Below are 21,419 nucleotides of genomic sequence, written 5' to 3' on the forward strand. Positions count from 1 at the left end.
GGGGCGTTTTGCGAAACGCCCCTACCCGATCTGTTGCCTTATTTTAGAGAATTTGTATTACCGTATCGGCAATAACCGTCAGGCAACTCTCTGATGAAATTCCTCAAAACCATGCAGGATTGGTGGCGGAGCAGACTGAGACGTAACCCAGCGCAAACGCGGAATTTCACTGCTGTTGTAAACCCGGAATTCCCGCTCGACGGTTGCATTCTGGGTGCGAACAGCTTGATTCAACACAAGTGAACCCTTGGGGTCAGACTCAGAGCGATGGAAGGTGCCGGGGGGAATTCGCAAAATCTCCCGATTTGCTTCTAACCGGACAATGTGAAAGGGATGTTTCCACTCAAAGTTGACCAGGTAAAAGGTTCGTCCGCCTGTCAACGCCAGCAAATTATCTTCCTGATGGGGATGGAGATAAAACTGCCAGTGTCCAGTGGCACTGTTGTTTGGGCTAATGGCAGGCCCTTCATGAAAAACTAGATCTCGTGCATTAGAATTAGCGATCGTAATGTTAAAGAAACGAACGCTTGGAGTATCTCGAAACTTTTGGTAAGGCAGCAATTCAAACATAGGTTCAGTCTTGAAAAACCAGCGTGTTGGATGAGCTATTCATCAGCTTTTCGTACCTTAACTTTGAGTCATGCTGTGGATCAAAACCGATAGCGGTTCGTGTCTATGCAGAATCTGAATAGATGGATTCATAGATGAATTCGATGAACATTGCCCATTTGCAAATTTTTCTGGCGGTTGTGGAATACGGTAATTTCTCTACAGCAGCTTTGAACCTGGACATTTCGCAGTCAGCAGTGAGTCGGGCGATCGCCTCCCTCGAAGAAGAACTGGGCGTTTCCCTGCTCTCACGCGGTCGCTTTGGCGCACGTCCGACGCTGATTGGCGATCGCGTCCTGCACTACGCCCGTCAAATCGTGCAGGCGCGAGAAGACATCGAGCATGAAATTAATCTAGAAAAAGGGCTACATGGCGGACGAGTTCGCATCGCCTCCTTTCGCAGCGCTGCCACTCACCTATTGCCGCCAAAAATTGCCCGCTTTAGTCATCGCTTTCCATCGGTGGAAGTAACACTCACAGAGGACGATCCAACCGGAGTTGAGCAAGCATTGCGAGAAGGGCAGGTCGATATCGGACTCGTCCCTCTTCCTCGTTCCGAAGAGTTTGATACCTGGGAAATCGCCAGAGACGAATACGTTGTGCTGTTACCCCAATCCCCAGAACCGCTGCCCAAAACACTAACTTGGGAGGAGTTATCAACGCACTCCTTCATCCTGTACAACTATGCCGAATGCACCTCAGCCGTCCGCGATCACTGGCTAGAGTGGGGACAGTCGCTCAAAGTTGCTTACGAAATTAAGGAAGATTCCACCATTGTCAGCATGGTAGCTCAGGGATTAGGCGCAGCAATTTTGCCTCGTTTAGCAGCTTTGCCGATTCCAGAAGGCGTTCAGGTCAGGTCGCTGCCCGTTCCCCTAGTCAGAATCATTGGTGCAGCCGTTCTCTCGAATGTGCTTTTTTCGCCTGCTGTACTCACCTTCCTGGATGTGCTAAAAGGGACAGGGATGTTTGCAGGCAAGCGTGATACACCTGAAGTTAGGCAAGGTCTGACTTAAGACGAGCAAGCTTTGCCTATCTTATTACTCATCAAATGAGCACAAGTTAATACTCTTTAGATCGTCCTACTGGTACTTCAAGCAAGGTGTTGGGTTTCGTTGCACTTCACCCAACCTACGCAAATGACAGATGATACCGTAGGTTGAGTGGAGCAGAGCGGAACCAACGCCTTAGACCTGCTGCGCTATTACGTTTGTTTTGCGTTATCACCTACAGTGAGCAACTGGACTTGGAGTGGGCAATCGCTGAATCAATTGAGCAATTAGAACATTAAATCGCCAGGTAAAAATCACAGAGGCACTAAGCAATCCCAGAGCTAACCCCCACCACAATCCAACACCATCTAAATTGAGCTGAAAGCCTAGCACGTAGCCGCTGATTAACCCTACAACCCAGTAGGAGAAAATGCCAATTAGCATTGGCGTGCGAGTATCTTTTAAGCCGCGCAGCGCACCTGCGGCAATGATCTGAATTCCGTCTATAAGCTGAAACATTGCCGCAACGCCCAGCAGCGCTTTTGCTACTTGCACCACAGCAGCGTTTGCCGGGTCGCGAACGTCAATGTAAACCGAGGTAATCGCTTCCGGGAAAATCCAAAAGGCGATCGCCATCATACTCATAAACGTACCGCCCAATCCTAGACCTACGTAAGCAGCCAGCCTTGCTCCTTGCGGGTCACCCTGCCCAACCAGTTGTCCAACTCGTACGGTCGTAGCATAGGAAACTCCCAGCGGAATCATAAACGTTAAAGCGGCGGTTTGCAGAGCAATTTGGTGTGCTGCCAGAGTCGTTGTACCCAGATGCCCCATCAAAAAAGCAGTAATAGCAAACAGCCCGGTTTCAACCCCAAACAGCACACCAATTGGCCAACCTGTCTGCACCAATTCCCAAAAAACAGCGCCTTCAAACCGGACACGGTGGAAAACTTGATAGACCGCAAAAAACCGCTGGCTCAAAATAAAGCTAACCAGCGCGATGAACATACCCCAAAGAGAAATGCTGCTAGCCCAACCAATTCCTGCTAAACCTAACGCTGGAAAGCCGAGTTTGCCAAACATCAGCACATAGTTGCCGATACCGTTGAAGACTAGCCCACAGAGCATGATCACCATCACAGAACGGGGACGTGAAAGCGCAGCAACAAAGTTTTTGAGGCTAGCAAAGGCGATCGCCGGAAAGAATCCCCACATTACTGCTCTTAAGTAAGACCCCGCCAAAATTGCGTTGTCTGGCTCCTGTCCTAGAATCAGCAAGAGCGAATCTCCATTCCAGATCAGCAGAATACAGGGAAGCGACAGCACCAGCGATAGCCATATTCCTTGTTGGGCAATTCGTCCGATCGCCTTGGTATTACCCGCCCCGTAAGCTTCTGCAACCAGTGGACCTACTGCCGAGACAACCCCAGTACAGATCAGCAGCAAAGTAGAAAAAACAACTGCTCCCAAACCGCCTGCGGCCAAAGTTTGGCTGCCCAGCAAACCCATCATCACCGTATCGATAAAGGCAGTCCCCGCCTGAGACAGCTGCGCTGCGGCGAGAGGCACTGACAGGAGCAAACAGGCCCAAAGTTCAGATAAAATCCTTGATTTTGAATAGACGGTGAGTGCATTGCGACCCATAGCCATTCTTTGATTCACCCCTTCCATGCACTACCACCCACCGTTAAGCCAATCCCTAGTGTCTTCTGACATGACATCCCAAGGATTTGAATAACGGCGATCTGTTAAATAAATTACATTTTGTAATGGCGATCGCACCTCCTCCACTTGCATCACCTGAATGGAGGAGGTTCAATCCCCGATCACTCACTTAAAGCTGAGCCGCTCGCACAGCCGCACCCACCAACCCCACATGGGGATCGAGAATGATGTGAATCGGCACTTTTTTGAGCAATGGGCTGACCCGCCCCTTATCCAAAAAGGCTTTAAGGAAGGTGCCATCTTGCATCAAGCTCAGGTTTTTAGCAGCAATTCCGCCTGCTAAATAGAGCCCACCATTAGGCAACAGTTTTAGGGCCATATTGCCCGCCTCTGCCCCATAAGCAGCAACAAAAATTTCCATCGTTTGAACGGAGAGGCGATCGCTTCCTTTCAGAGCTGCCATCGAAATCGCCGCTGCCGGATCGACCGTCTTTTCACTCAGACCTTTTTCGCCCTCCCATTTGCGAATCACATCGCCAACCTCTGGAGATTCTTCAGCGTAGTGGCGATCGCGCAAAAACTGGTAGATCGAAACAATTCCCTGACCAGACACCACTCGCTCAACCGAAATTCGTCGGATATCGTGCTTATCCAGCAGATACTTCAACAGTTGAAACTCCAGTTCAGAGCGAGGAGCAAAATCTGCATGACCGCCTTCGGAAGGGTAGACGTGATAGCCATCTGGCTGCTTCAGCAAAAAGCCTTCTCCCAAACCCGTTCCCGCCCCTAAAACGGCGATCGGTGCATCTGCTACAGGCTCAACTTCCTGAAGCGTATGCAAATCTGATTCCTCTAAGCCCAAAATGCCGTAGCCAACTGCAACAAAGTCATTAATTAAGGTGATATTGGCGATCGCCAACTCTTTCTCTAGCCGTCTAGCATCGAGTGACCAAGTCAGGTTAGTCAGGGCAGACGTATCGTTAACTACGGGACCGGCGATCGCAAAACAAGCCTTTTCGGGGTTAGGCTCCGCTCCCAACTCCTGCTGCGCCGTACCCAAGAACTTGCGTACCATCGGTGCTAAATCAGGAAATTCTGGGCTGGAATAGCGGGCTTCATAAAGAGTATGCAGTTTTGCGGTTGCCACTGTCGCATCGGAGTGCGCCTCCACCAACCGCAGGATAGTTTTAGTGCCGCCGATATCCCCTGCCAGTAGTTGTGTCATGTTTTCAGAACTTACCCGTTGTCAATAACAGTTTAATTTCCGCTGTCCCTCCCAGTCTCGTTCCTGAGGCAGTTCTTCAGCAAATTTGCAGGGAACTTGCAGCCGTTGAATTAGATATAGCGAATATTTTGCTCAGTTCGGCTGAGGTGAGAGATATCACCACTCAACTCCATCAGCCATTCATCCCCCTGCTTGACCAACTTGAACAGTCCGCAAAGTGGACAACTGACATGCACGGGGTCTTCTAACAACCCTCTAGTTGCCCCCAAGACAGAAGCTCCGTGTCCTACCAGCAGCAGGTTTTGCGGAAACTCGGTCGCCAAGCGTCGAGCAACTTTTCCCGCCCGCCGCAAAGCCGTCTGCTCTGTTTCAGGAAACTCAGCAATGACGCGGGAAGTATAGCTGCGATCGACTCTCGGAAACAGTTGGAATAGAGAGTCAAGCGTTAAACATTCAGGTGTTGAAAAAAACCAGTTAGGGTTAAGAAACTCACTCAGCCCAGACTCGACCTTAATTGAGAGGTCTAACGCTTCTGCGACATAGTGAGCAGTTTCTACCGTGCGTAGGAAAGGGGAGGCAAAAATGTGGGCAATCTTTTCTCCTTGAAGGCGCTTTCCTAGCTCTTTTGCCTGCAAAATTCCATCAGCAGCAAGCCCCGGATCAAAGGGTCGTTCGGCGGTGCGATGCCAGCTAGAGTCAACAAAGTCCTGACGGTTCCCGTGCCTTGCGATCCAAACAGTCTGGCTCATCAACCGAGTTAGCTAAAACTTCATCTCATCTTACACTCCCCGAAACAGGGATTACGATACCAATTCTAAATGGGTGAGGGGTATGCCCCCTCAACCCAATTAATCTATTTAGATTTAGGCAGACATTAGGTTTAAGCGGACAAGAGCAGTGCAGCAGACTCGATTGGATAACCAACCGCCTTCCAGGCTGCGACCCCGCCTCTCAGTTCAGAAATGTTTCTATAGCCCGCTTGCCGCAGCTGTGCCGCAGCCTCAACCGTTTCATCATCTGTTTCGCCATAAATGTAGATATCGCGGTCAAGCTCTAGACTCGTCAGGGCACGATGAGTCAACTCATGGATGGGCATACAAACTGCCCCCATAATGTGGTGCGAGTTGAACTGAGTGCGATCGCGCACATCAACAATCGTCAGCGCAGGCTCTCCCCAATCCAACCGAGCCTTGAGGTCATGCACACGCGATCGAGACTTGAGCGACGGAGGAGTTGGGAGAATACCGAAGAATTTCATGAGGAGCTACCGCGAGGTGGTGGGTTGCTTGCAATGTAACAACTAATCTTAAGGTTTGCAAATTTTTATAGGTCAAATCTTTACTCAGAAGCGGTTTTATGTATTGAGATTTCACAGCGCCACTTCTTGGATCTCGGCAAGGGTAGGCAATTCCTCAGAAACGGAGGTTTCAGGCTGATGGCGTTGGCAGCGGACATCGAAAGCGCAAAACCCACACTGACTTTCAGCCGCCTCTACTTGTGGAAATGGCGTTCCTGCCTGGTAGTCCTTCAGCCATGCGGTTAGTTGATCCAGTAAACTCCCCAACTTTGAGCGAATTGCCTGATGTTTGCTGGTGCTGTAGTTAAATCTCAGACTTTGTGGCTGAAGTTTTATCTCACTTGTCTCTTCTGATATCCCTGAGGCAGATTGGGTTGCCCGCACAAACCAGTAGGTAATCGAAATATCTTCGGGTGAATAGTCACTGGTCTCTGCCAGCACAAAGGGGTATAGCCGAGCTTGCCAACTTTCTGCCAGCCAGCGCTGGTTTTGAGGCAAAGGGTAAGTTTTCCAGTCTAAAATCTGCGCCTGCTGCGGGTTGAGAATCAGCAAGTCATACACCACCGTTAGCAGATAGCCCTGGAACTCCAAGGTGCGGCGATGTTCGCTCTGACGAAAAACCGCTTGCTGTTGAAACAGCTCTGGTGCAGCCTGAATGAATGCATCTACCGAATTTTGCAGCAATGGATCGGTCGTGTCCGTCAGCATGGGTAGCCCCAATTCACGCTGCTGCATCAGCAGGTGAAATCGACTGCCCCAGTTCATCTGATCTTGCTGTTCTGAGGCAATTGGAGTGCCAAGCTGATCAAGGTAAACCTGCTGAAACTTGCGAGGACAAGTTTCTAGCAAATTAAGCTGAGCTTGAGACAGGCGGATGAGCATAGCGTTCGGCAAATGTTCCTGGCAAACGTTCCCAGCAAATATTTCAGACGGATTAATTTTTGGTCAGCACAAATACACTGCCCTCATTCCCTCGCCCAATCCGCAGATCGTCATCCAGGTAGGTAATGTCTAGCCAGCCTTGCTGATCTCGGTTGGTGATATTGAAGTCAATCGCCGCAAATTTCTGACCTGCCTCGATCGCCTCAATAAAGTGAACGGGAGACTGATAGTCAATTAGGCGTTGCAACCCTAGAATCGATCGCTCGAATTTCACCTGGACGCGGCGATCGCTCACCGCCTCAAACCGAGCCGCAACACTCACCAAACCTTCCAGATAAGGCACCCCGTAGACTTCAGCAATGTTGTAGATCTTCGCTTCTCTCGCCCGAACATATTGATAAATTTGTCCCAGCTTAAACAAAGGTAATTGATCGATTCTCAATAGATCCTGGCTGGTGGTGTAAAGCAATCGCCAATTGCCGTCAAGCTTGTTGGGCACTTGAAGGGGGCGCGAGTTAGGGTTCTGGTCTTCTACCTGAGCAATAACAGATAAAATGGCTTGCTTGTCTGATTCAGTCGTCAGCAACCCCCGATTTTTACCCGCGATCGCCTCCAGCAGCTTAGCTTTCGCAATCATTTAATTAACCTCCACATAAGATGTAACCGTGAGAAATTTGAACGCTAGAAATTCCAGTTATTTCAATACCGCTTGTTGAGTTCTTAACTGTTTAACGATGGATTGTTTAAACCATTTCGCTTTGAGTAAGACACAACCCGCCAATTTCAACCTAAAGATGTCTTGACAACTTTCTTGACCTAAGATGAAATTTGAGCTAGCACTATCAGGCGTACTAAGCAGGGGTAGGGCGGTTGATCAACCGTTTACTAAAACTTCATCTATATAAGGTTTTACCTACATTAAGGTTTTACCTATGCTGAGGTTTCACCCACATCTTAGAAGCTTGACTCTAAGATCTAGCAGTTGCCATCTGAATTTCCTCATTCCAATGAGGGAGTTGCCCAAGAGTTCGATTGTGTAGTGATTTAATCTATTACCAACATTTGCTAAGTAGTATGTACAATCCCGCGCTTCGTCAATATCCTCGTAGTCAACCCGCTCCTGTAATTCCACCTCAGCAGGATGCCTCAATTTTAGATTGGCTCGAGGGAACAGGTCGGCTCCTAGCCCGTGAAGTGCAAGAGCCGGACTATCGCGAAGAAGAAGAAGAAATCAATGAACTGATGGCAGGCGATGATAGCAGCTTTGATGATGATGACGATGATGATGTAGTAGAGCTAGACGATTAACACAGATTGAGGGATAATCCCGGCAGTGGTAAAGAACGATTAAGCTGGATCAACTCACAAAGTTTGATCCTGATGAACCAGAGGCAATTTGTAAGTCTTTGGATATACCTGGTGTGGAGTGAAGTGAGACAGTTGTGGACGCTAAGCTATTTTCTGACAAGCCCGTAGGGTTTTCCGGCGTGGGTTTGTTTTTGAGTTTAAGCATTGCTCTCAGCGGTGCATCTCTTTGGCTAGATTGGTCGGCGGGGCGATCGCTCGGTTTAGGAGCTTCTTTAACAGCCCCACTTTGGGTCTGTACCCTAGCAACCGCAGCCCTCGGATACTGGGCGATTCCGCTCTTACGACAACTAAAGGCAGGGCAGGTCATTCGTGAAGATGGACCTCAAGCTCACTTGAAAAAGGCGGGAACGCCAACGATGGGCGGCATCTTCTTTGTCCCCGTTGGGGTGGCGATAGCCCTGCTCTGGTCAGGCTTTGCCTCGGAAGTCGTCGCTGTCTCTGCACTCACTCTCTCCTATGCGGCAATTGGTTGGCTCGACGATTGGCAAATTTTACGTCGCCGCTCCAACAAAGGCATTTCTCCCAAGCTCAAGCTCGCTTTGCAAATCGGCTTTGGCGGTCTGTTTTGCCTCTGGCTGCTGTGGAGCCAACCCTTTAGCATCACAAACCTAGCGCTGCCCTTCGGATTTTCTTTGCCGTTGGGCTTTTTGCTGTTTCCCTTGGGCTGGTTTGCGCTCGTTGCCGAAAGTAATGCCACCAACCTCACCGATGGGTTAGATGGACTGGCGGCTGGCACGGCGGCGATCGCTCTATTGGGGCTAGGCGTATTAGCGGCTCCAACTTCTCCCGCACTGATGGTGTTTTGTGCCTGCATGAGCGGCAGCTGTCTCGGCTTTCTGTCCTACAACCGCAATCCTGCCAGTGTGTTTATGGGCGACACAGGCTCTCTGGCATTGGGGGGCGCACTCGCAGCGGTTGCTCTGCTCAGCAACAATTTGCTAGGGTTGCTCATTCTTAGCGGCATTTTCTTTGTCGAAACCCTTTCAGTCATTGCTCAGGTCAGCTACTACAAAGCCACCAAAGATGCAAACGGCATCGGCAAACGTCTGCTCAAAATGGCTCCACTCCATCACCATTTAGAACTGACGGGCTGGTCAGAGACACAGATTGTTGCCTGGTTCTACACGATTGGTGGCATCCTGGCAATGTTGTGTCTGGTGCTATACCCGGTTTTTGGATGAAGGTAATTACCCCAGCATCAACTCAGTATTATGACTGGCAAGGCTTCCGCTGTGCCTATGAAGTTCAGACTCGTAGGGCGGGAGTTGATGCTGGACAAATTCCGTTATTGCTAATTCATCCGATTGGGGTGGGTCTGTCCCGACGCTTTTGGGATCGGTTCTGCCAAAGCTGGTTTGAGGGTCAGCCCAATTCGCTGTACTTGCCTGACCTGCTGGGCTGCGGGGAAAGCGCTTTGCCCCACGTCACCTACACACCTGAAGATTGGGCGGCTCAGCTTCAGCACTTTTTGCAAACGGTGGTACAGCAACCCGTGGTAGTGGTAGTCCAGGGGGCGCTGCTGCCAGTGGCGATCGCCCTCACCCAATTACAGGCTTCACCTCAGTCCAATTCGTCTAACCTGGTTCGGGGGCTGATTTTGGCTGGCCCACCTGCCTGGAAAGTGATGACTCAGGCAACCTCACCCTGGCAGCAAAAATTAAGCTGGAATCTATTTGACTCACCGCTAGGTAATGCTTTTTATCGCTATGCTCGACGGCGCGAGTTTTTGCGTTCTTTTTCCACCAAACAACTTTTTGCCACTGCCGATGCAGTCGATGCAGAATGGCTGGATGAGCTAATTGCTGGGGCAAAAGATCCGGAGAGCCGCCACGCTGTTTTTTCATTTTTGGCAGGTTTTTGGCGTAAAAATTACGAGCAGGCGATCGCTCACCTCACTCAACCCACCCTGGTCGTCATTGGCAACACCGCCTCCAGCATCAGCCGCTCTGGACAAGCAGAAACACCAGAGCAGCGCATGGCAGACTACCTGAAACGGCTACCTCATGCTCAAGGCATTCAGCTAGCAGGTCGTAACGTGTTGCCTTACGAATCAACTACAGAATTTGTTGAAGCGATCGCCCCTTTTATTCAGAGTCTTGGGAGCGAAGCGGAAGCGATCGGCAAGTAAGCAGATTGCACCTGTCGGAGCTTTAGAGAGTATTTGAAAAGCCTTAATCTGTCCGAGAGATTCGTAGGGGAAAATCCTTTGAGCAACGATTTTTCGTTATTCCAAATATTGCTGGACGAATGCTTCGACTCACGCAAGGCATTACCTACTTCTCAAACATCCTCGTATATACTGAAGCATTATTTGTTGAGCAAACTGTTAGTAACGGTTTAGTCAGATCAACTTTTGCATAACCCAAACGAAGCTTTTAACTCATAAAATCTGCGATCGAGTAGAACGGCTATCAATAAAAAGTTTGTGTTGGGTTATACATCTGCTCTTAATTTTTATTGCAAGTCATAAACGATGTGTTACCAAATATAACTGAAGTTTCTTAACACTTAAGACCCAATGGCATGATGGGGTGAGTATGAATTGAGCTGTGTACAAATTCTAGATAATTCAAACATTGGTCGAAGGGGTTGGCAAAGCATAATAACCATAGCAACCTTGAGCGACCGATTGACTAATTCCGTGGTGCAATTCTTTCAGTAGCCAGAGCAATTACCCAGAGTGTGCTTCTACAACCCGTTTAGGATTGCGATAGATACAGGTGAGGAACGCGGTCAGCTGAAAATGAATGAATCGCAATAGGTGCAATTGCTATCTACCTCAAAATAGTAACCTTGCCTGATTCCGGGGAATCATCAATGCCAATCGTTAGTCTCCGTGCCAGTTCTCAGAGTTGGCAATCTAAACTACGTCACTACCAAGTGCCCCTTCAGCTTGTTTTAGTAGCACCCTTCGTGCTGGGGATCATGACGGCAACGGGGACAATTTATTTTCTCTCCTGGAGCAGTAATCAGCAAATTGACCTCTTTACTGCTCTACTGCTTGGTTTGATTACTTTAGTAGGAGCGATCGCCCTCAGTCTGGTCTTTGCCTGCCTGGTGGTTAAACCCATTGTGCAGCTTAGCAAAGCGTCAAAAGCGATCGCTGATGGCGAAGACCAGCAGATTCCCACCCGTCTTCAAATCCGCGAACTCGAGACGATGGCTCAGGCTTTCAACCAGATGGCGCAGCGGTTGCAAAACTCTTTTGAGGAGGTTAAAGCTGCCCTTCAGGAGTCAGAAACCAAATTTACCAAAGTTTTTCAATATAGCCCTGACCCGATGACGATTACGACTCTGGCAGAAGGGCGGATTGTAGAAGTAAACGATAGCTTCCTGGATTTTTACGGCTTCAGCCATGAGGAAACGGTTGGACGCACCACAACAGAACTCAACTTTTGGCAATCTCCAGAAGAGCGATCGCTTTTCAAAGAACAGCTTGAGCGAGCAGGCACCGTTGACAACCTCGAATTCAGCATCAAAACTGCGTCTGGAGAAACGAAAACTATCCTGCTTTCCGCCGAAGTGATGGACCTGGATGGTCAAGCCTGCGTTTTAGCAATTCGGCGCAACATTAGCGATCGCAAGCTGGTTGAAAGACTCTTACAAGAACGATTTGCCCTTCAGCAGCAATACCTCACCGAGTTAACCGAATGGAGAACCCGCTACGAAGCGGCAGGTCAAGCCAGCGAGCAAATCTTGTATGAATGGGATATTAATGCTGAACGCATTACCTGGGGGCCCAACACAAAAGAAATTTTGGGCTACACTATTGCCGAGATGCCACAAACCCTGGACGGTTGGATGGAGCTGCTCGACCCAGAACATCCCGAAATTTTGCGGTCTGAAATTGAGAATGCGATCGCCCAGGACGATTCTTACCTGGCAGAATACCGAATTCGCCGTCAAGACGGAACATACATCTGGATTGAAGACAAAAGCCGATTTTTTACCGATAGCTCTGGAGAATTGGTCAGGGTAATTGGATTTATTGCGGACGTGAGCGATCGCAAACTGGCAGAAACAAAACTGCGCCAGAGTGAAACGGCCCTACTTGCGGCTCAGCGAGTGGTTCACGTCGGCAGTTGGGAAGTTGATATCGAAAACTTCAGCGGCAGTTGGTCAGAAGAACTGTTTCGCATCTTTGGGCTTGACCCCAACCAACCCAGACCAACACGGGCTGAAATGCTCCAGCAGTTTATTCACCCAGACGATTTAGAAAAAGTTCAACAAGCCGACAATCGCACCCTTGCCGAAGGAGCGCCCTACCAAATCGATCACCGAATCATTCGACCCGACGGCTCAATTCGCCATGTTGAAGCCAGAGGAGAAGTCACCCTCAATGACCGGGGAAATGTGGTTAAGCTGTTTGGTACGGTTTTAGATATTACCGATCGCAAACAGACCGAAGCCATCATTCGAGAAAATGAAATTCGCTTTCGCGCGATCTTTGAGCAAGCAGCCGTTGGAATTGGTGAAATCTCGTTAACGGGAAGGTATCTCAACGCTAACCCGCGATACTGCGAGATTTTAGGCTACTCCAAAGCAGAACTTTTAGAGCGAACTTTTCACGAAATCACCTATCCCGATGACCTGGACAAAACGCTAGAACACTTCCAGCAACTATTAACGGGTCAAGTCTCAATTGCTTCAATTGAAAAGCGGTACGTCTGCAAGGACAAACACACCTGTTGGGCAAACGTATCCGTATCCCTCGTGCATGATGAAGCCGGAATCCCGCTTTATGCAATTTGTGTCATTGAAGATATTACAGAACGCAAACAGCTTGAGTTAGCGCTGCAAGCCTCTGAAGCAAAACTAGATAGCATTCTCAATAGTGCGATCGCCTCGATCCTCAGCTTTCGCCTATTTCCTGACCGAACCTGGCAGTATGATTACTTTTCCGCAGGCTGTGAAACGATCTTTGGCTACACTCCAGCAGAACTGATGGCAGATCACACCCTCTGGATCTCCCGCGTTCCGATAGAAGATCAGCAAACGGTAATCATTCCGGCTTTTGACGCTTTATTTACCAAACAGATCGCTCACAAAGAATATCGCTTTCAGCATAAAGATGGCTCATTGCGCTGGATTTGCAGCACAGCTATTGCCCGCCATGAAGCAGATTACTGGAGGGTAACGGCAGTAGATACCGATATCACAGAGCGCAAACAGCTTGAACTCGCCCTGCAAGCTTCTGAAACCAATGTAAACAATATTCTCAAGTGTGCGATCGCCTCAATCATGCAGTTTCGCATCTTTGCCGACCGTACCTGGCAATGCGATTACATTTCCCCAAGCTGTGAGGCAGTCTATGGCTACACCCAGCAGGAAATTATGGCAAACCCTGACCTCTTCTACTCAGAAGTTGTGCCAGAAGATTGGGAAACTGTACTGGCACCATTGTTTGAAGACATTTTTGCTGAACGTTCCTCTCAAGCAGAATATCGCTTTCGAGACAAAGCCGGGAACCTCCGCTGGATTGCGGTGAGCTTTACCTCACAGCGCGATGAAACGACTGATTCCTGGATTGTCACTTCTATTGAGATCGACATTACCAATCGCAAGCAGCTTGAACTTGCCCTACAAGCAACCCAAACCAAACTTAGCGACCTGATTAATAGTGCGATCGCCTCAATCACCAGTTTTCGCGTATTTCCTGACAAAACCTGGAAATACGATTACATCTCTTTAGGCTGCGAAGCGATTTTTGGCTACAGCAATCAGGAGTTAATGGCAAACCCTGACCTGTGGGCGGCAAACGTAGACCCTGAGGATCAAGAAAATATCCTGGTTCCTTTGTTTGAAGAAATTACTGCTGAACGGGTAGCTACAGCAGAATATCGATTTCTCCACCCAGATGGAAGACTCCGCTGGATCTCATCCAATCTGTCTTCTCGTTGGGATGAGGCAACAAATTCTTGGGTTGTGACGACCGTTGCAACCGACATCACTAAACGCAAGCAGCTTGATCTGGCACTTCAAGAAAGCGAAAAACAGTTTCGCGAAATCACAGAGAATATCCACGATGTTTTCTTTGTTGAAACCGCTGATGCAACTCAAACCCTTTATACTAGCTCTGCCTTTGAGGAGATTTATGGTAGTAGTCGCGAGCGCCTCTACGACGAATCTCAAGGCTGGATAAACTTGGTTCACCCAAATGACCGTGAGCTTGTCTTGGCAACCCTTTCTGAGCAGCAGCTAGGACAGCGAACCTCAAAGGAATACCGAATCGTCAAACCGGATGGCTCTGTTCATTGGATTTTTGCCCGGACTTTTCCAATCTTTGATCAGCAGGGTCAACTCCTCCGGCACGTTGGCATCTCAGAAGATGTAACTGAGCAAAAAGCTATAGAAGAGACTTTGCTGAAACAGCAAGAAATGCTCCGCACCATTTTCGATAATGTACCCGTCATGCTGACGTTTTTCTCGGCTGAGGGTCAGCTAATTTGGGCAAATCATGAGTTTGAAACGGTCTTAGGCTGGAGCGTTGAAGAATTAAGAGAACGTCATAACCCAATGGCAGAATTTTATCCTGACCCAGAATATCGTCAGCAGGTGATGGATTCTATTCAGCTAGCAGACCGAAGCTGGAGAGACTTTAGAATTCGCACGCGATCGGGCAGAGTGATTGAGACAACCTGGGCCAATGTAAAGCTGTCTGATGGCAGCAACATCGGGATTGGACAAGATATCAGCGATCGCAAACAAATTATCCTGGCGCTAGAAGAGGCAAATCGAGAGCTACACCATCTTGCCAACTTGGATGGACTGACCCAAATCGCCAATCGTCGCGGCTTTGACGAACATCTCCAGCGTGAGTGGAATCGGCTGACCCGTGAAGAAGCTTCACTGTCACTCTTACTGTGCGATATCGATTACTTCAAGCTCTACAACGACACCTATGGACACATCGCCGGGGATCAGTGCCTTCGCCAAATTGCCCAAGCGATCGCCGAAATCCTAAAACGCCCTGGAGATCTAGTATCTCGCTATGGAGGTGAAGAATTTGCTGTGATTTTGCCAAATACCACCGCTGAGGGAGCTATCCAGGTCGCCGAATTCATTCAATCCAGAGTTCAGCAACTCCAGCTTGAACATAGGCGATCGCCCGTTTTCCCCTACCTCACCGTCAGCATTGGAATTGCTACCACCGTTCCTGTACAGCAGGTCTTGCCGGATGCCCTGGTTGCTGTTTCCGACGGAGCGCTGTATCAAGCAAAAGCCCAGGGACGCAATACCTTTTGCCTCTGCGCCTTGTGAATATCAAGATGAATATCGAGGTGAATATTGAGCCTATAAGAGCTACTCTGTCTCAACCAGCGGCTCATCCTTAGCCTGCTCACTCACTCGCCGCAACACGCCGTTGACAAACCGATAACCCTCTTCACCGCTGTAACGCTTTGCCAACTCAACCGCCTCATTAATCGCAACGCGATCGGGCACGCCCAAAAACAGCATTTCGGTCAGTGCGATTCGCAAAATATCCCGGTCAATTCGAGGCAGACGGTTGACCTGCCACGAAACCATCGCTTCTCCTAACCGCTGGTCAATCTCCTCACGATGCGCTTGCACGTTGCTCAGCAGCTCCATCGCATAAGCTCTAACTTCTTGCTGGTTGGCAAGCTGAATAAATTCGGGTAGCTCAACTGCTGCACCCAGACGATTGATTGCAGTCTGCGTCAAATCAATGGACTCATTCACCATTGCCTTTGCACTTTGCAAGTCACTCGTCCGCGTTTCACTAGAGAGGAGGCGATCGCTACTCCGCTTTAGCTCTGCTGACGCGGTTTCTAGCAAATCATGGAGTTCTGTGGTCAGCGTGCGTACCGCCGCTAAGACAATACTTTGCAACTGCTGGGCTTGCAGGCGCTCCTGCTTGGCAGAAAGTTGGCTAATGCTCAAGAGAGCCAGTTCACGGGCAATTCGGCGAGCTTGCATAGCAAATTAATTGGCAAGGTTCAATAAAAGTCTAATCAGAAAAATTGTAGGTTGGGTTGAGGCATAAAACCCAACTCACTAGCACGTCGAGAAAAACCGTAGGTTGGGTGTAGCACAGCGGAACCCAACAAGGCAAAATTCCTGGTAGTGTTGGGTTTCGCCAAGCTCCACCCAACCTACTCATCCCTAGTCTTCCTCAGAGGGAAGCACGGAATAGGTTTGCCGTTTCGCCTCTTGCTTCATCTCAGGTAACGGCTCCAGCACAGGTTCCAGCTTTCGCTCTTCAAAGTTTGCAGGGGGAAGCGCGGTGCTAGATGAGCCAGGTCCAACAATTCCGCCTGAGATGACGACTTTGAAGGCATCTTCAATCGACATCGAGAGATTAACCGCGTCTCGCTCTGGAACGATCGCATACCAACCCGTCGTTGGGTTTGGAGTCGTGGGAATAAAGACGCTCAGCATTGTCTCCGAAAACTGAGGCTGAATTTGCGGACTGAGAGTGCCTGTGACGAAGGCAATCGCCCATATTCCACGCCGAGGATATTCCACCAAAATCACCCGCCGAAACTTGCCGTTTGTATCCTTGAGCAGCGTTTCCAGCAGTTGCTTTAGCGTCTTGTAAACCGAACCTGCCAGCGGAATCGCCTGCAACAACCGCTCCCCAAAATCGAGCAGCCAGCGTCCAGCGATATTGCGCGCCATCAAGCCAATCAGCAGAATGCAAAGCAGCGGCACAGCCAGTCCAACTACCAGATTCAGCAGATTTCCTAAAATTGGGTTGAGGTCATTAAAGGGATTGACCTGCTTGGGGATCTGTGTCAAAAAATTGATCACCCAAGTTGCAACGGTGATGGTTAGCCAAATTGTAGTTGCCAGCGGAATTACCACCAGCAAACCCGCAATCAGGTCATTTTTCAGGTCTTGTTTGAAGCGTTGGATCACAGATAGCCCACTCTCCTTTGGCTGTTCGGGAAAATAACGCTGCTGCCTTCACAAACTCCACCTCATCAGGGGAGCGCTGAGATAGCCCGCGCTTGTACAGAAACTCCAGTCACCGTATTTGATCCCATGCCTCCAGGCTACACATTTTGACTAAAAATGATTGGGCAGGATTACCACACTCTCTATTTGTAAGGCTTGTAAAGAAATGTTTCAACCTCTAAAGCCAACTTTACACGACTTCATTAGATTTCTTGCAGATAAGATTCTTTGATGAGCATGAAGTAGGATTCTGCTATTTTCGCTCATTACAAGCAGTCTATTTCTGATTTACAGAAGGTTCAGAGTGAGGCGATCTCCTAAAGCAACTGACTAAAGGACTAGTATCCCATTTAACATTCCCGTTTGATCCCCTAAGGTTGCGGAATCTCTAAAACGGTTTGTCTTACTTGATATTCCTGTCTCTGTGTTCAGTCGTTAGCCAGAGGAGAGGATGCTTTCAGGTTTCTAAGATGAAATCAGTGTTGGGATAAAGACAATGCTATTCAAAGATCGCACTGCGGCAGGACAACTGTTAGCAGAGCAGCTTAAAGAGTATGTAGATCGCTCAGATGTGCTGGTTTTAGCCTTGCCACGGGGTGGAGTGCCAGTTGCCTTTGAGATTGCAAAAGCGCTAAACGCTCCTCTGGATGTGTGTCTAGTCCGAAAGTTGGGCGTACCTGGGCAAGAGGAGTTGGCGATGGGCGCGATCGCCTCAGGTGGTGTACGAGTCCTCAATCCTGACGTGGTGCGAAACCACCGTTTGTTTGAGGCAGCAATCCACAAGACGACCGTACGTGAGCAGCGAGAATTAGAGCGGCGAGAAAAGCTGTATCGGGGCGATCGCCCTCCTCTGAATTTGCATGGAGCTACCGTCATCGTGGTAGACGACGGACTGGCAACTGGAGCCACCATGAGAGCAGCAATTATGGCTATTCGACAGCAAGAGCCGGCTCGTCTGGTAGTTGCCGTACCCGTTGCTGCGGCTGAAACCTGCCACGACATGGAAGCTGAAGTTGACCAGCTTGTCTGTGCAATGACACCAGAGCCTTTCTACAGCGTTGGACTCTGGTATGAAAGCTTCCCGCAAGTAACCGACGCAGAAGTGGGTCACTTGCTCAAATTAAAATGTGCAGTTGGTTCAACCAAAAGCTGATAGCCTAAACCCATTCCTGTTTTCGCAATTCTGTTTGGGTTACTCGGTTGAAGACTCGCTCTAGCTATTGGCAACTGTTGCCTTACCTGCGTCCCCACTGGCGGGCGATTGCTCAAGCCTTACTTTGCACTCTGGTGTTTACTGCTTGCTGGCCTGTTCTGGCATGGCTAGCAGGCGAGGCATTGGGCTTTCTAGTGCAGGGAAATGTCCCTTCCCTTGCGCGCCTTTCTGGAGTCCTGGCAAGCATCTTTCTAGTACAGAAAATTGCTCAATACGGGCAGGATTCTCAAATGGCAAAAGCGGCATTGGCGATCGCCCTTGACCTGCGAAAGCGAGTCTATGCCCACCTGCAGACCCTTAGCCTCAGCTACTTTGAGACTTCTCAAACGGGAGATTTGTCCTACCGCCTCACCGAAGACATCGATCGCGTTGGAGAAGTCGTCAACAAAATTTTTCATGACTTCACACCTTGCGTCCTGCAACTGATTGCCGTCTTCGGCTACATGATTTACCTCAACTGGCAGCTTACCCTCGCCAGTTTGGTTGTCGTGCCGCTCATGGGTGTCTTGATCAGTTGGTTTGGCGAACGGATGCTCGTTTTCTCTCGCCGCAGCCAAACCCTGATCTCAGATCTATCCTCCCAATTGACTGAAGTATTCAGCGGCATTCGGTTAATTCGCGCTTTTGCCGCCGAGGAATATGAAATTGAGCGCTTTGCTCAGGAAGCTGAAAAAAATCGTCGGGCAAAATACGCTGCTGCCTGGTTGAAAGCGGTACAGTACCCAGTTGTAGGTTTCCTATATGCCCTTAGCGTGCTGCTGCTGCTGTTGTTGGGCGGCTGGCAAATTTCCCAGAACAACCTCACAGGCGAAGAATTTGGCAGTTACGTATTTGCAGTCGCCATGCTGATCGATCCGATCGCCCACTTAACCGACAACTACAACGAATTTAAGCAAGGGGAAGCTTCCTCCGATCGCATCTTTGAACTGCTAGCCCTTCGTCCTGCGGTGGTTGAGAAACCCGGCGCGATCGCTCTTCCCCCCGTCACGGGCAAGGTGGAATACCGCAACGTCAGCTTCAGCTACAAACCTGATCAGCCCGTGTTGCAGCAATTGAGCCTACTGGCATTTCCAGGAGAAGCGATCGCCCTAGTTGGCACTTCTGGTGCAGGCAAAACTACGTTGGTGAATTTGCTACCTCGCTTCTACGAACCCCAGGTCGGACAAATCCTGATCGACGGTACCGATATTCGAGATGTGACGCTTCGTAGTCTGCGTCGTCAAATTGGCATTGTGCCGCAAGAAACCATTCTCTTTTCTGGCACGATCGCCCAAAACATTGCTTTTGGTCAGCCCCAGTTTGACCTCAAAGCCGTCCAGGAAGCCGCCAAAGTTGCTAATGCCCACCAGTTCATTACTCAATTTCCTGATGGCTACCAAACTTGGGTTGGGGAACGGGGTGTAAACCTATCAGGTGGGCAACGGCAGCGAGTAGCGATCGCCCGTGCCGTCTTACTCGATCCCCAAATTCTGATCCTGGACGAAGCTACCTCTGCCCTAGATTCTGAATCAGAAGCACTGGTGCAAGAAGCTCTAGAACGACTGATGCGCGATCGCACCGTCTTCATCATTGCTCACCGCCTCGCTACCGTCCGTCGCGCTGACCGCATTCTAGTAATGGAACAAGGGCGAGTCGTGGAGTCGGGAACGCATGGAGAGTTGTTGGAGAGGGGCGATCGCTACGCCCGTTTCTATGCCCAGCAGTTTGAGAAGTAGCTTAAAATTGCTCCCCCCCTCTCGTTGTTACCCTTGGAGTATGGAGAGTGGCTTTGAAATCATTGGCGATCTGGCAGATAGTTCCACAGAGAGCATTTGGAGCAAGCACCGCGTGGAGTGAAGGGAATACCATGACACCAGCATTAGAAAAACCAAGATCATCAGAAGACAAGGTAGCCGTCTACTACGATCGCACTTGGGAACAGTTCAAATGGATTCAAAAGGGCTTAGAAGGACATCCAGGTGTGCGCCTAAGCTTTTATGAAGGAGTCGTTGAAGTATTCATGCCAGGTCAACCGCACGAAATTTTCAAAAAAGTGATTGCGGCTCTCCTCGAAGCTTTCTTTTTTGAGTGGAACATCAGGATCATTCCAACTGGCTCTGTCACTCAGGAGCAGAAAGGAGTAGCTTCTGTTCAGGCGGATGAATCCTACTGTTTTGCGGAGGCGAAACCTATTCCAGACCTTTCCATTGAGGTCGTTTTTACAAGCGGTTCTGCTACGAAGTTAGAGCGTTATCGAGCGTTAAGCGTCCCTGAAGTTTGGCTCTGGGAGGATGGACTTCTGACCCTGCATCGTTTGGGGGAGAACGGATACACGCAAATTGACAGAAGCCAAATTCCTGAACTGGCGAATTTGGACATTGAGCTATTTTCTCGCTGTGTTTTAATTGGCGAAACAGATTGGCTAGAAGCGATGCGAACATTCAAGAATGCGATTTCAAAAGGCTAGTAGACAAAGATGAGATGCCTTGTCTTTGGGTGCACTTAATACTATGCAGACTATTGATTTACAGCCTGACATGGAAGAGGCGATCGCCCAAACCGCCACGCTCCTGATTGAAGGATTTAGACAGCACTGGAAAACTGCCTGGACAGATCTAGATAGCGCTCTAACAGAAGTAAGGGAATCGTTTGGGGAGGATCGAATTAACCGAATTGCAGTGGATCAGTCAGGCAAGGTGCTGGGCTGGATTGGTGGAATTGAGCAGTATGACGGCAAGGTGTGGGAACTGCATCCCTTAGTGGTTGATGCAGCGCACCAAGGGCAAGGAATTGGACGATCGCTCGTCACCGACTTAGCAGAACGCGCCAAAGAACGAGGCGGGTTAACGTTGTGGGTAGGCACGGACGATGAGGATGACATGACCACTTTGGCAGGCGTTAACCTTTACCCAAACGTGTTAGATCACATCGCCCGCATTCAAAATTTGAAGGGGCATCCCTATGAGTTTTACCAAAAGTGCGGTTTCGTCATCATGGGAGTGGTGCCAGACGCGAACGGATTGGGGAAACCCGATATTTTGATGGCGAAATCACTGGTTCGCGGCGGCAGTAGAAGTAGGAGTTAGCGGTTTAATTTTGCCTTGCCCGTTGAGATTGATTTTGCGACACATGACAGTTGTAAGACAAAGGTTTTCTTAGAGCCAGCCATTTTAGATTTGGGGCAGGTTGCCGTACTAAACTAAGTCTTGGCATCTCGGTGTTTGACACAGGTTGTTTTACCTGGAGAATGCCTCAAATCGCCCTGTCCAT

Annotated in this window: 18 protein-coding genes; 9 read left to right on the forward strand and 9 right to left on the reverse strand. The window is 49.4% G+C overall.

Annotated features, from left to right (window positions below; all coding sequences use genetic code 11):
- Positions 1 to 78: 78 nt before the first annotated feature.
- Positions 79 to 570, reverse strand: a complete 492-nt coding sequence (locus H6G00_RS30070) for a redox protein (protein ID WP_190799514.1) — start codon at positions 568 to 570, stop codon at positions 79 to 81.
- A gap of 143 nt (positions 571 to 713) precedes the next feature.
- Between H6G00_RS30070 and H6G00_RS30075 the strand changes: the two genes are divergently transcribed.
- A complete protein-coding gene (locus H6G00_RS30075; protein ID WP_190799548.1) occupies positions 714 to 1,625 on the forward strand; it encodes a LysR family transcriptional regulator in 912 nt (303 codons plus the stop codon).
- A gap of 207 nt (positions 1,626 to 1,832) precedes the next feature.
- On the opposite strand, the gene H6G00_RS30080 is transcribed toward H6G00_RS30075, so the two are convergent.
- The 6 genes from H6G00_RS30080 to H6G00_RS30105 all read right to left on the reverse strand — a co-directional run bounded on the left by H6G00_RS30080 (position 1,833) and on the right by H6G00_RS30105 (position 7,307).
- The gene (locus H6G00_RS30080) at positions 1,833 to 3,251 is read right to left on the reverse strand and encodes an MATE family efflux transporter (protein ID WP_199318794.1); all 1,419 of its coding nucleotides are present in this window, start codon (positions 3,249 to 3,251) and stop codon (positions 1,833 to 1,835) included.
- A gap of 184 nt (positions 3,252 to 3,435) precedes the next feature.
- Positions 3,436 to 4,491 carry a glucokinase gene (locus H6G00_RS30085; RefSeq protein ID WP_190799515.1) on the reverse strand — a complete coding sequence of 352 codons (1,056 nt, stop codon included), beginning with the start codon at positions 4,489 to 4,491 and terminating at the stop codon, positions 3,436 to 3,438.
- Positions 4,492 to 4,601: 110 nt separating this feature from the next.
- A complete protein-coding gene (locus H6G00_RS30090; protein ID WP_190799516.1) occupies positions 4,602 to 5,240 on the reverse strand; it encodes a histidine phosphatase family protein in 639 nt (212 codons plus the stop codon).
- A gap of 131 nt (positions 5,241 to 5,371) precedes the next feature.
- Positions 5,372 to 5,749 carry a rhodanese-like domain-containing protein gene (locus tag H6G00_RS30095; protein WP_190799517.1) on the reverse strand — a complete coding sequence of 126 codons (378 nt, stop codon included), beginning with the start codon at positions 5,747 to 5,749 and terminating at the stop codon, positions 5,372 to 5,374.
- Positions 5,750 to 5,860: 111 nt separating this feature from the next.
- Complete coding sequence (locus H6G00_RS30100; RefSeq protein ID WP_190799518.1) at positions 5,861 to 6,670, reverse strand: PD-(D/E)XK nuclease family protein; 810 nt, start codon at positions 6,668 to 6,670, stop codon at positions 5,861 to 5,863.
- Positions 6,671 to 6,722: 52 nt separating this feature from the next.
- Positions 6,723 to 7,307: a PAP/fibrillin family protein gene (locus H6G00_RS30105; protein ID WP_190799519.1), complete on the reverse strand. Its 585-nt coding sequence runs from the start codon at positions 7,305 to 7,307 to the stop codon at positions 6,723 to 6,725.
- Between the two features lie 437 nt (positions 7,308 to 7,744).
- Here H6G00_RS30105 and H6G00_RS30110 point away from each other — a divergent pair, with 437 nt between their 5' ends.
- The 4 genes from H6G00_RS30110 (at position 7,745) to H6G00_RS30125 (ending at position 15,298) form a co-directional block, all read left to right on the forward strand.
- Entirely contained in the window at positions 7,745 to 7,978 is a 234-nt protein-coding gene (locus H6G00_RS30110) for a DUF3134 domain-containing protein (protein WP_190643121.1), read from the forward strand.
- A gap of 134 nt (positions 7,979 to 8,112) precedes the next feature.
- Positions 8,113 to 9,219 (forward strand): phospho-N-acetylmuramoyl-pentapeptide-transferase, encoded by a 1,107-nt coding sequence (gene mraY / locus H6G00_RS30115; RefSeq protein ID WP_190799520.1) that lies wholly within the window; start codon positions 8,113 to 8,115, stop codon positions 9,217 to 9,219.
- The gene (locus H6G00_RS30120) at positions 9,216 to 10,166 is read left to right on the forward strand and encodes an alpha/beta hydrolase (RefSeq protein WP_190799521.1); all 951 of its coding nucleotides are present in this window, start codon (positions 9,216 to 9,218) and stop codon (positions 10,164 to 10,166) included. The genes mraY and H6G00_RS30120 overlap by 4 nt, the downstream gene beginning before the upstream one ends.
- 689 nt (positions 10,167 to 10,855) lie before the next feature.
- The gene (locus tag H6G00_RS30125; RefSeq protein ID WP_190799522.1) at positions 10,856 to 15,298 is read left to right on the forward strand and encodes a PAS domain S-box protein; all 4,443 of its coding nucleotides are present in this window, start codon (positions 10,856 to 10,858) and stop codon (positions 15,296 to 15,298) included.
- Between the two features lie 42 nt (positions 15,299 to 15,340).
- Here the strand turns inward: H6G00_RS30125 and nusB are convergent, their stop codons facing one another.
- Positions 15,341 to 15,976 carry a transcription antitermination factor NusB gene (gene nusB, locus H6G00_RS30130; RefSeq protein ID WP_190643124.1) on the reverse strand — a complete coding sequence of 212 codons (636 nt, stop codon included), beginning with the start codon at positions 15,974 to 15,976 and terminating at the stop codon, positions 15,341 to 15,343.
- Between the two features lie 186 nt (positions 15,977 to 16,162).
- Entirely contained in the window at positions 16,163 to 16,918 is a 756-nt protein-coding gene (locus H6G00_RS30135) for a DUF502 domain-containing protein (protein ID WP_190643125.1), read from the reverse strand.
- 535 nt (positions 16,919 to 17,453) lie between these two features.
- On the opposite strand from H6G00_RS30135, the gene H6G00_RS30140 reads away from it, so the two are divergent.
- The 4 genes from H6G00_RS30140 to H6G00_RS30155 all read left to right on the forward strand — a co-directional run bounded on the left by H6G00_RS30140 (position 17,454) and on the right by H6G00_RS30155 (position 21,235).
- A complete protein-coding gene (locus tag H6G00_RS30140; protein WP_190799523.1) occupies positions 17,454 to 18,110 on the forward strand; it encodes a phosphoribosyltransferase in 657 nt (218 codons plus the stop codon).
- A gap of 47 nt (positions 18,111 to 18,157) precedes the next feature.
- Complete coding sequence (locus H6G00_RS30145; protein ID WP_190799524.1) at positions 18,158 to 19,885, forward strand: ABC transporter ATP-binding protein; 1,728 nt, start codon at positions 18,158 to 18,160, stop codon at positions 19,883 to 19,885.
- Positions 19,886 to 20,016: 131 nt separating this feature from the next.
- Positions 20,017 to 20,616, forward strand: coding sequence for a Uma2 family endonuclease (locus tag H6G00_RS30150; RefSeq protein ID WP_190643128.1), 600 nt, complete (start codon positions 20,017 to 20,019; stop codon positions 20,614 to 20,616).
- A gap of 43 nt (positions 20,617 to 20,659) precedes the next feature.
- Positions 20,660 to 21,235, forward strand: a complete 576-nt coding sequence (locus tag H6G00_RS30155) for a GNAT family N-acetyltransferase (RefSeq protein WP_190799525.1) — start codon at positions 20,660 to 20,662, stop codon at positions 21,233 to 21,235.
- The last annotated feature ends 184 nt before the right edge of the window (positions 21,236 to 21,419 follow it).

The organism is Leptolyngbya sp. FACHB-541, from assembly GCF_014695875.1.
Classification (GTDB): Bacteria; Cyanobacteriota; Cyanobacteriia; order Elainellales; family Elainellaceae; genus JAAUTN01.

Coding starts and splice junctions, on each gene's coding strand:
- H6G00_RS30070 (WP_190799514.1), bottom strand. CDS start 570: ATGTTTGAATTGCTGCCTTACCAAAAGTTTCGAGATACTCCAAGCGTT.
- H6G00_RS30075 (WP_190799548.1), top strand. CDS start 714: ATGAACATTGCCCATTTGCAAATTTTTCTGGCGGTTGTGGAATACGGT.
- H6G00_RS30080 (WP_199318794.1), bottom strand. CDS start 3,251: ATGGCTATGGGTCGCAATGCACTCACCGTCTATTCAAAATCAAGGATT.
- H6G00_RS30085 (WP_190799515.1), bottom strand. CDS start 4,491: ATGACACAACTACTGGCAGGGGATATCGGCGGCACTAAAACTATCCTG.
- H6G00_RS30090 (WP_190799516.1), bottom strand. CDS start 5,240: ATGAGCCAGACTGTTTGGATCGCAAGGCACGGGAACCGTCAGGACTTT.
- H6G00_RS30095 (WP_190799517.1), bottom strand. CDS start 5,749: ATGAAATTCTTCGGTATTCTCCCAACTCCTCCGTCGCTCAAGTCTCGA.
- H6G00_RS30100 (WP_190799518.1), bottom strand. CDS start 6,670: ATGCTCATCCGCCTGTCTCAAGCTCAGCTTAATTTGCTAGAAACTTGT.
- H6G00_RS30105 (WP_190799519.1), bottom strand. CDS start 7,307: ATGATTGCGAAAGCTAAGCTGCTGGAGGCGATCGCGGGTAAAAATCGG.
- H6G00_RS30110 (WP_190643121.1), top strand. CDS start 7,745: ATGTACAATCCCGCGCTTCGTCAATATCCTCGTAGTCAACCCGCTCCT.
- H6G00_RS30120 (WP_190799521.1), top strand. CDS start 9,216: ATGAAGGTAATTACCCCAGCATCAACTCAGTATTATGACTGGCAAGGC.
- H6G00_RS30125 (WP_190799522.1), top strand. CDS start 10,856: ATGCCAATCGTTAGTCTCCGTGCCAGTTCTCAGAGTTGGCAATCTAAA.
- nusB (WP_190643124.1), bottom strand. CDS start 15,976: ATGCAAGCTCGCCGAATTGCCCGTGAACTGGCTCTCTTGAGCATTAGC.
- H6G00_RS30140 (WP_190799523.1), top strand. CDS start 17,454: ATGCTATTCAAAGATCGCACTGCGGCAGGACAACTGTTAGCAGAGCAG.
- H6G00_RS30150 (WP_190643128.1), top strand. CDS start 20,017: ATGACACCAGCATTAGAAAAACCAAGATCATCAGAAGACAAGGTAGCC.
- H6G00_RS30155 (WP_190799525.1), top strand. CDS start 20,660: ATGCAGACTATTGATTTACAGCCTGACATGGAAGAGGCGATCGCCCAA.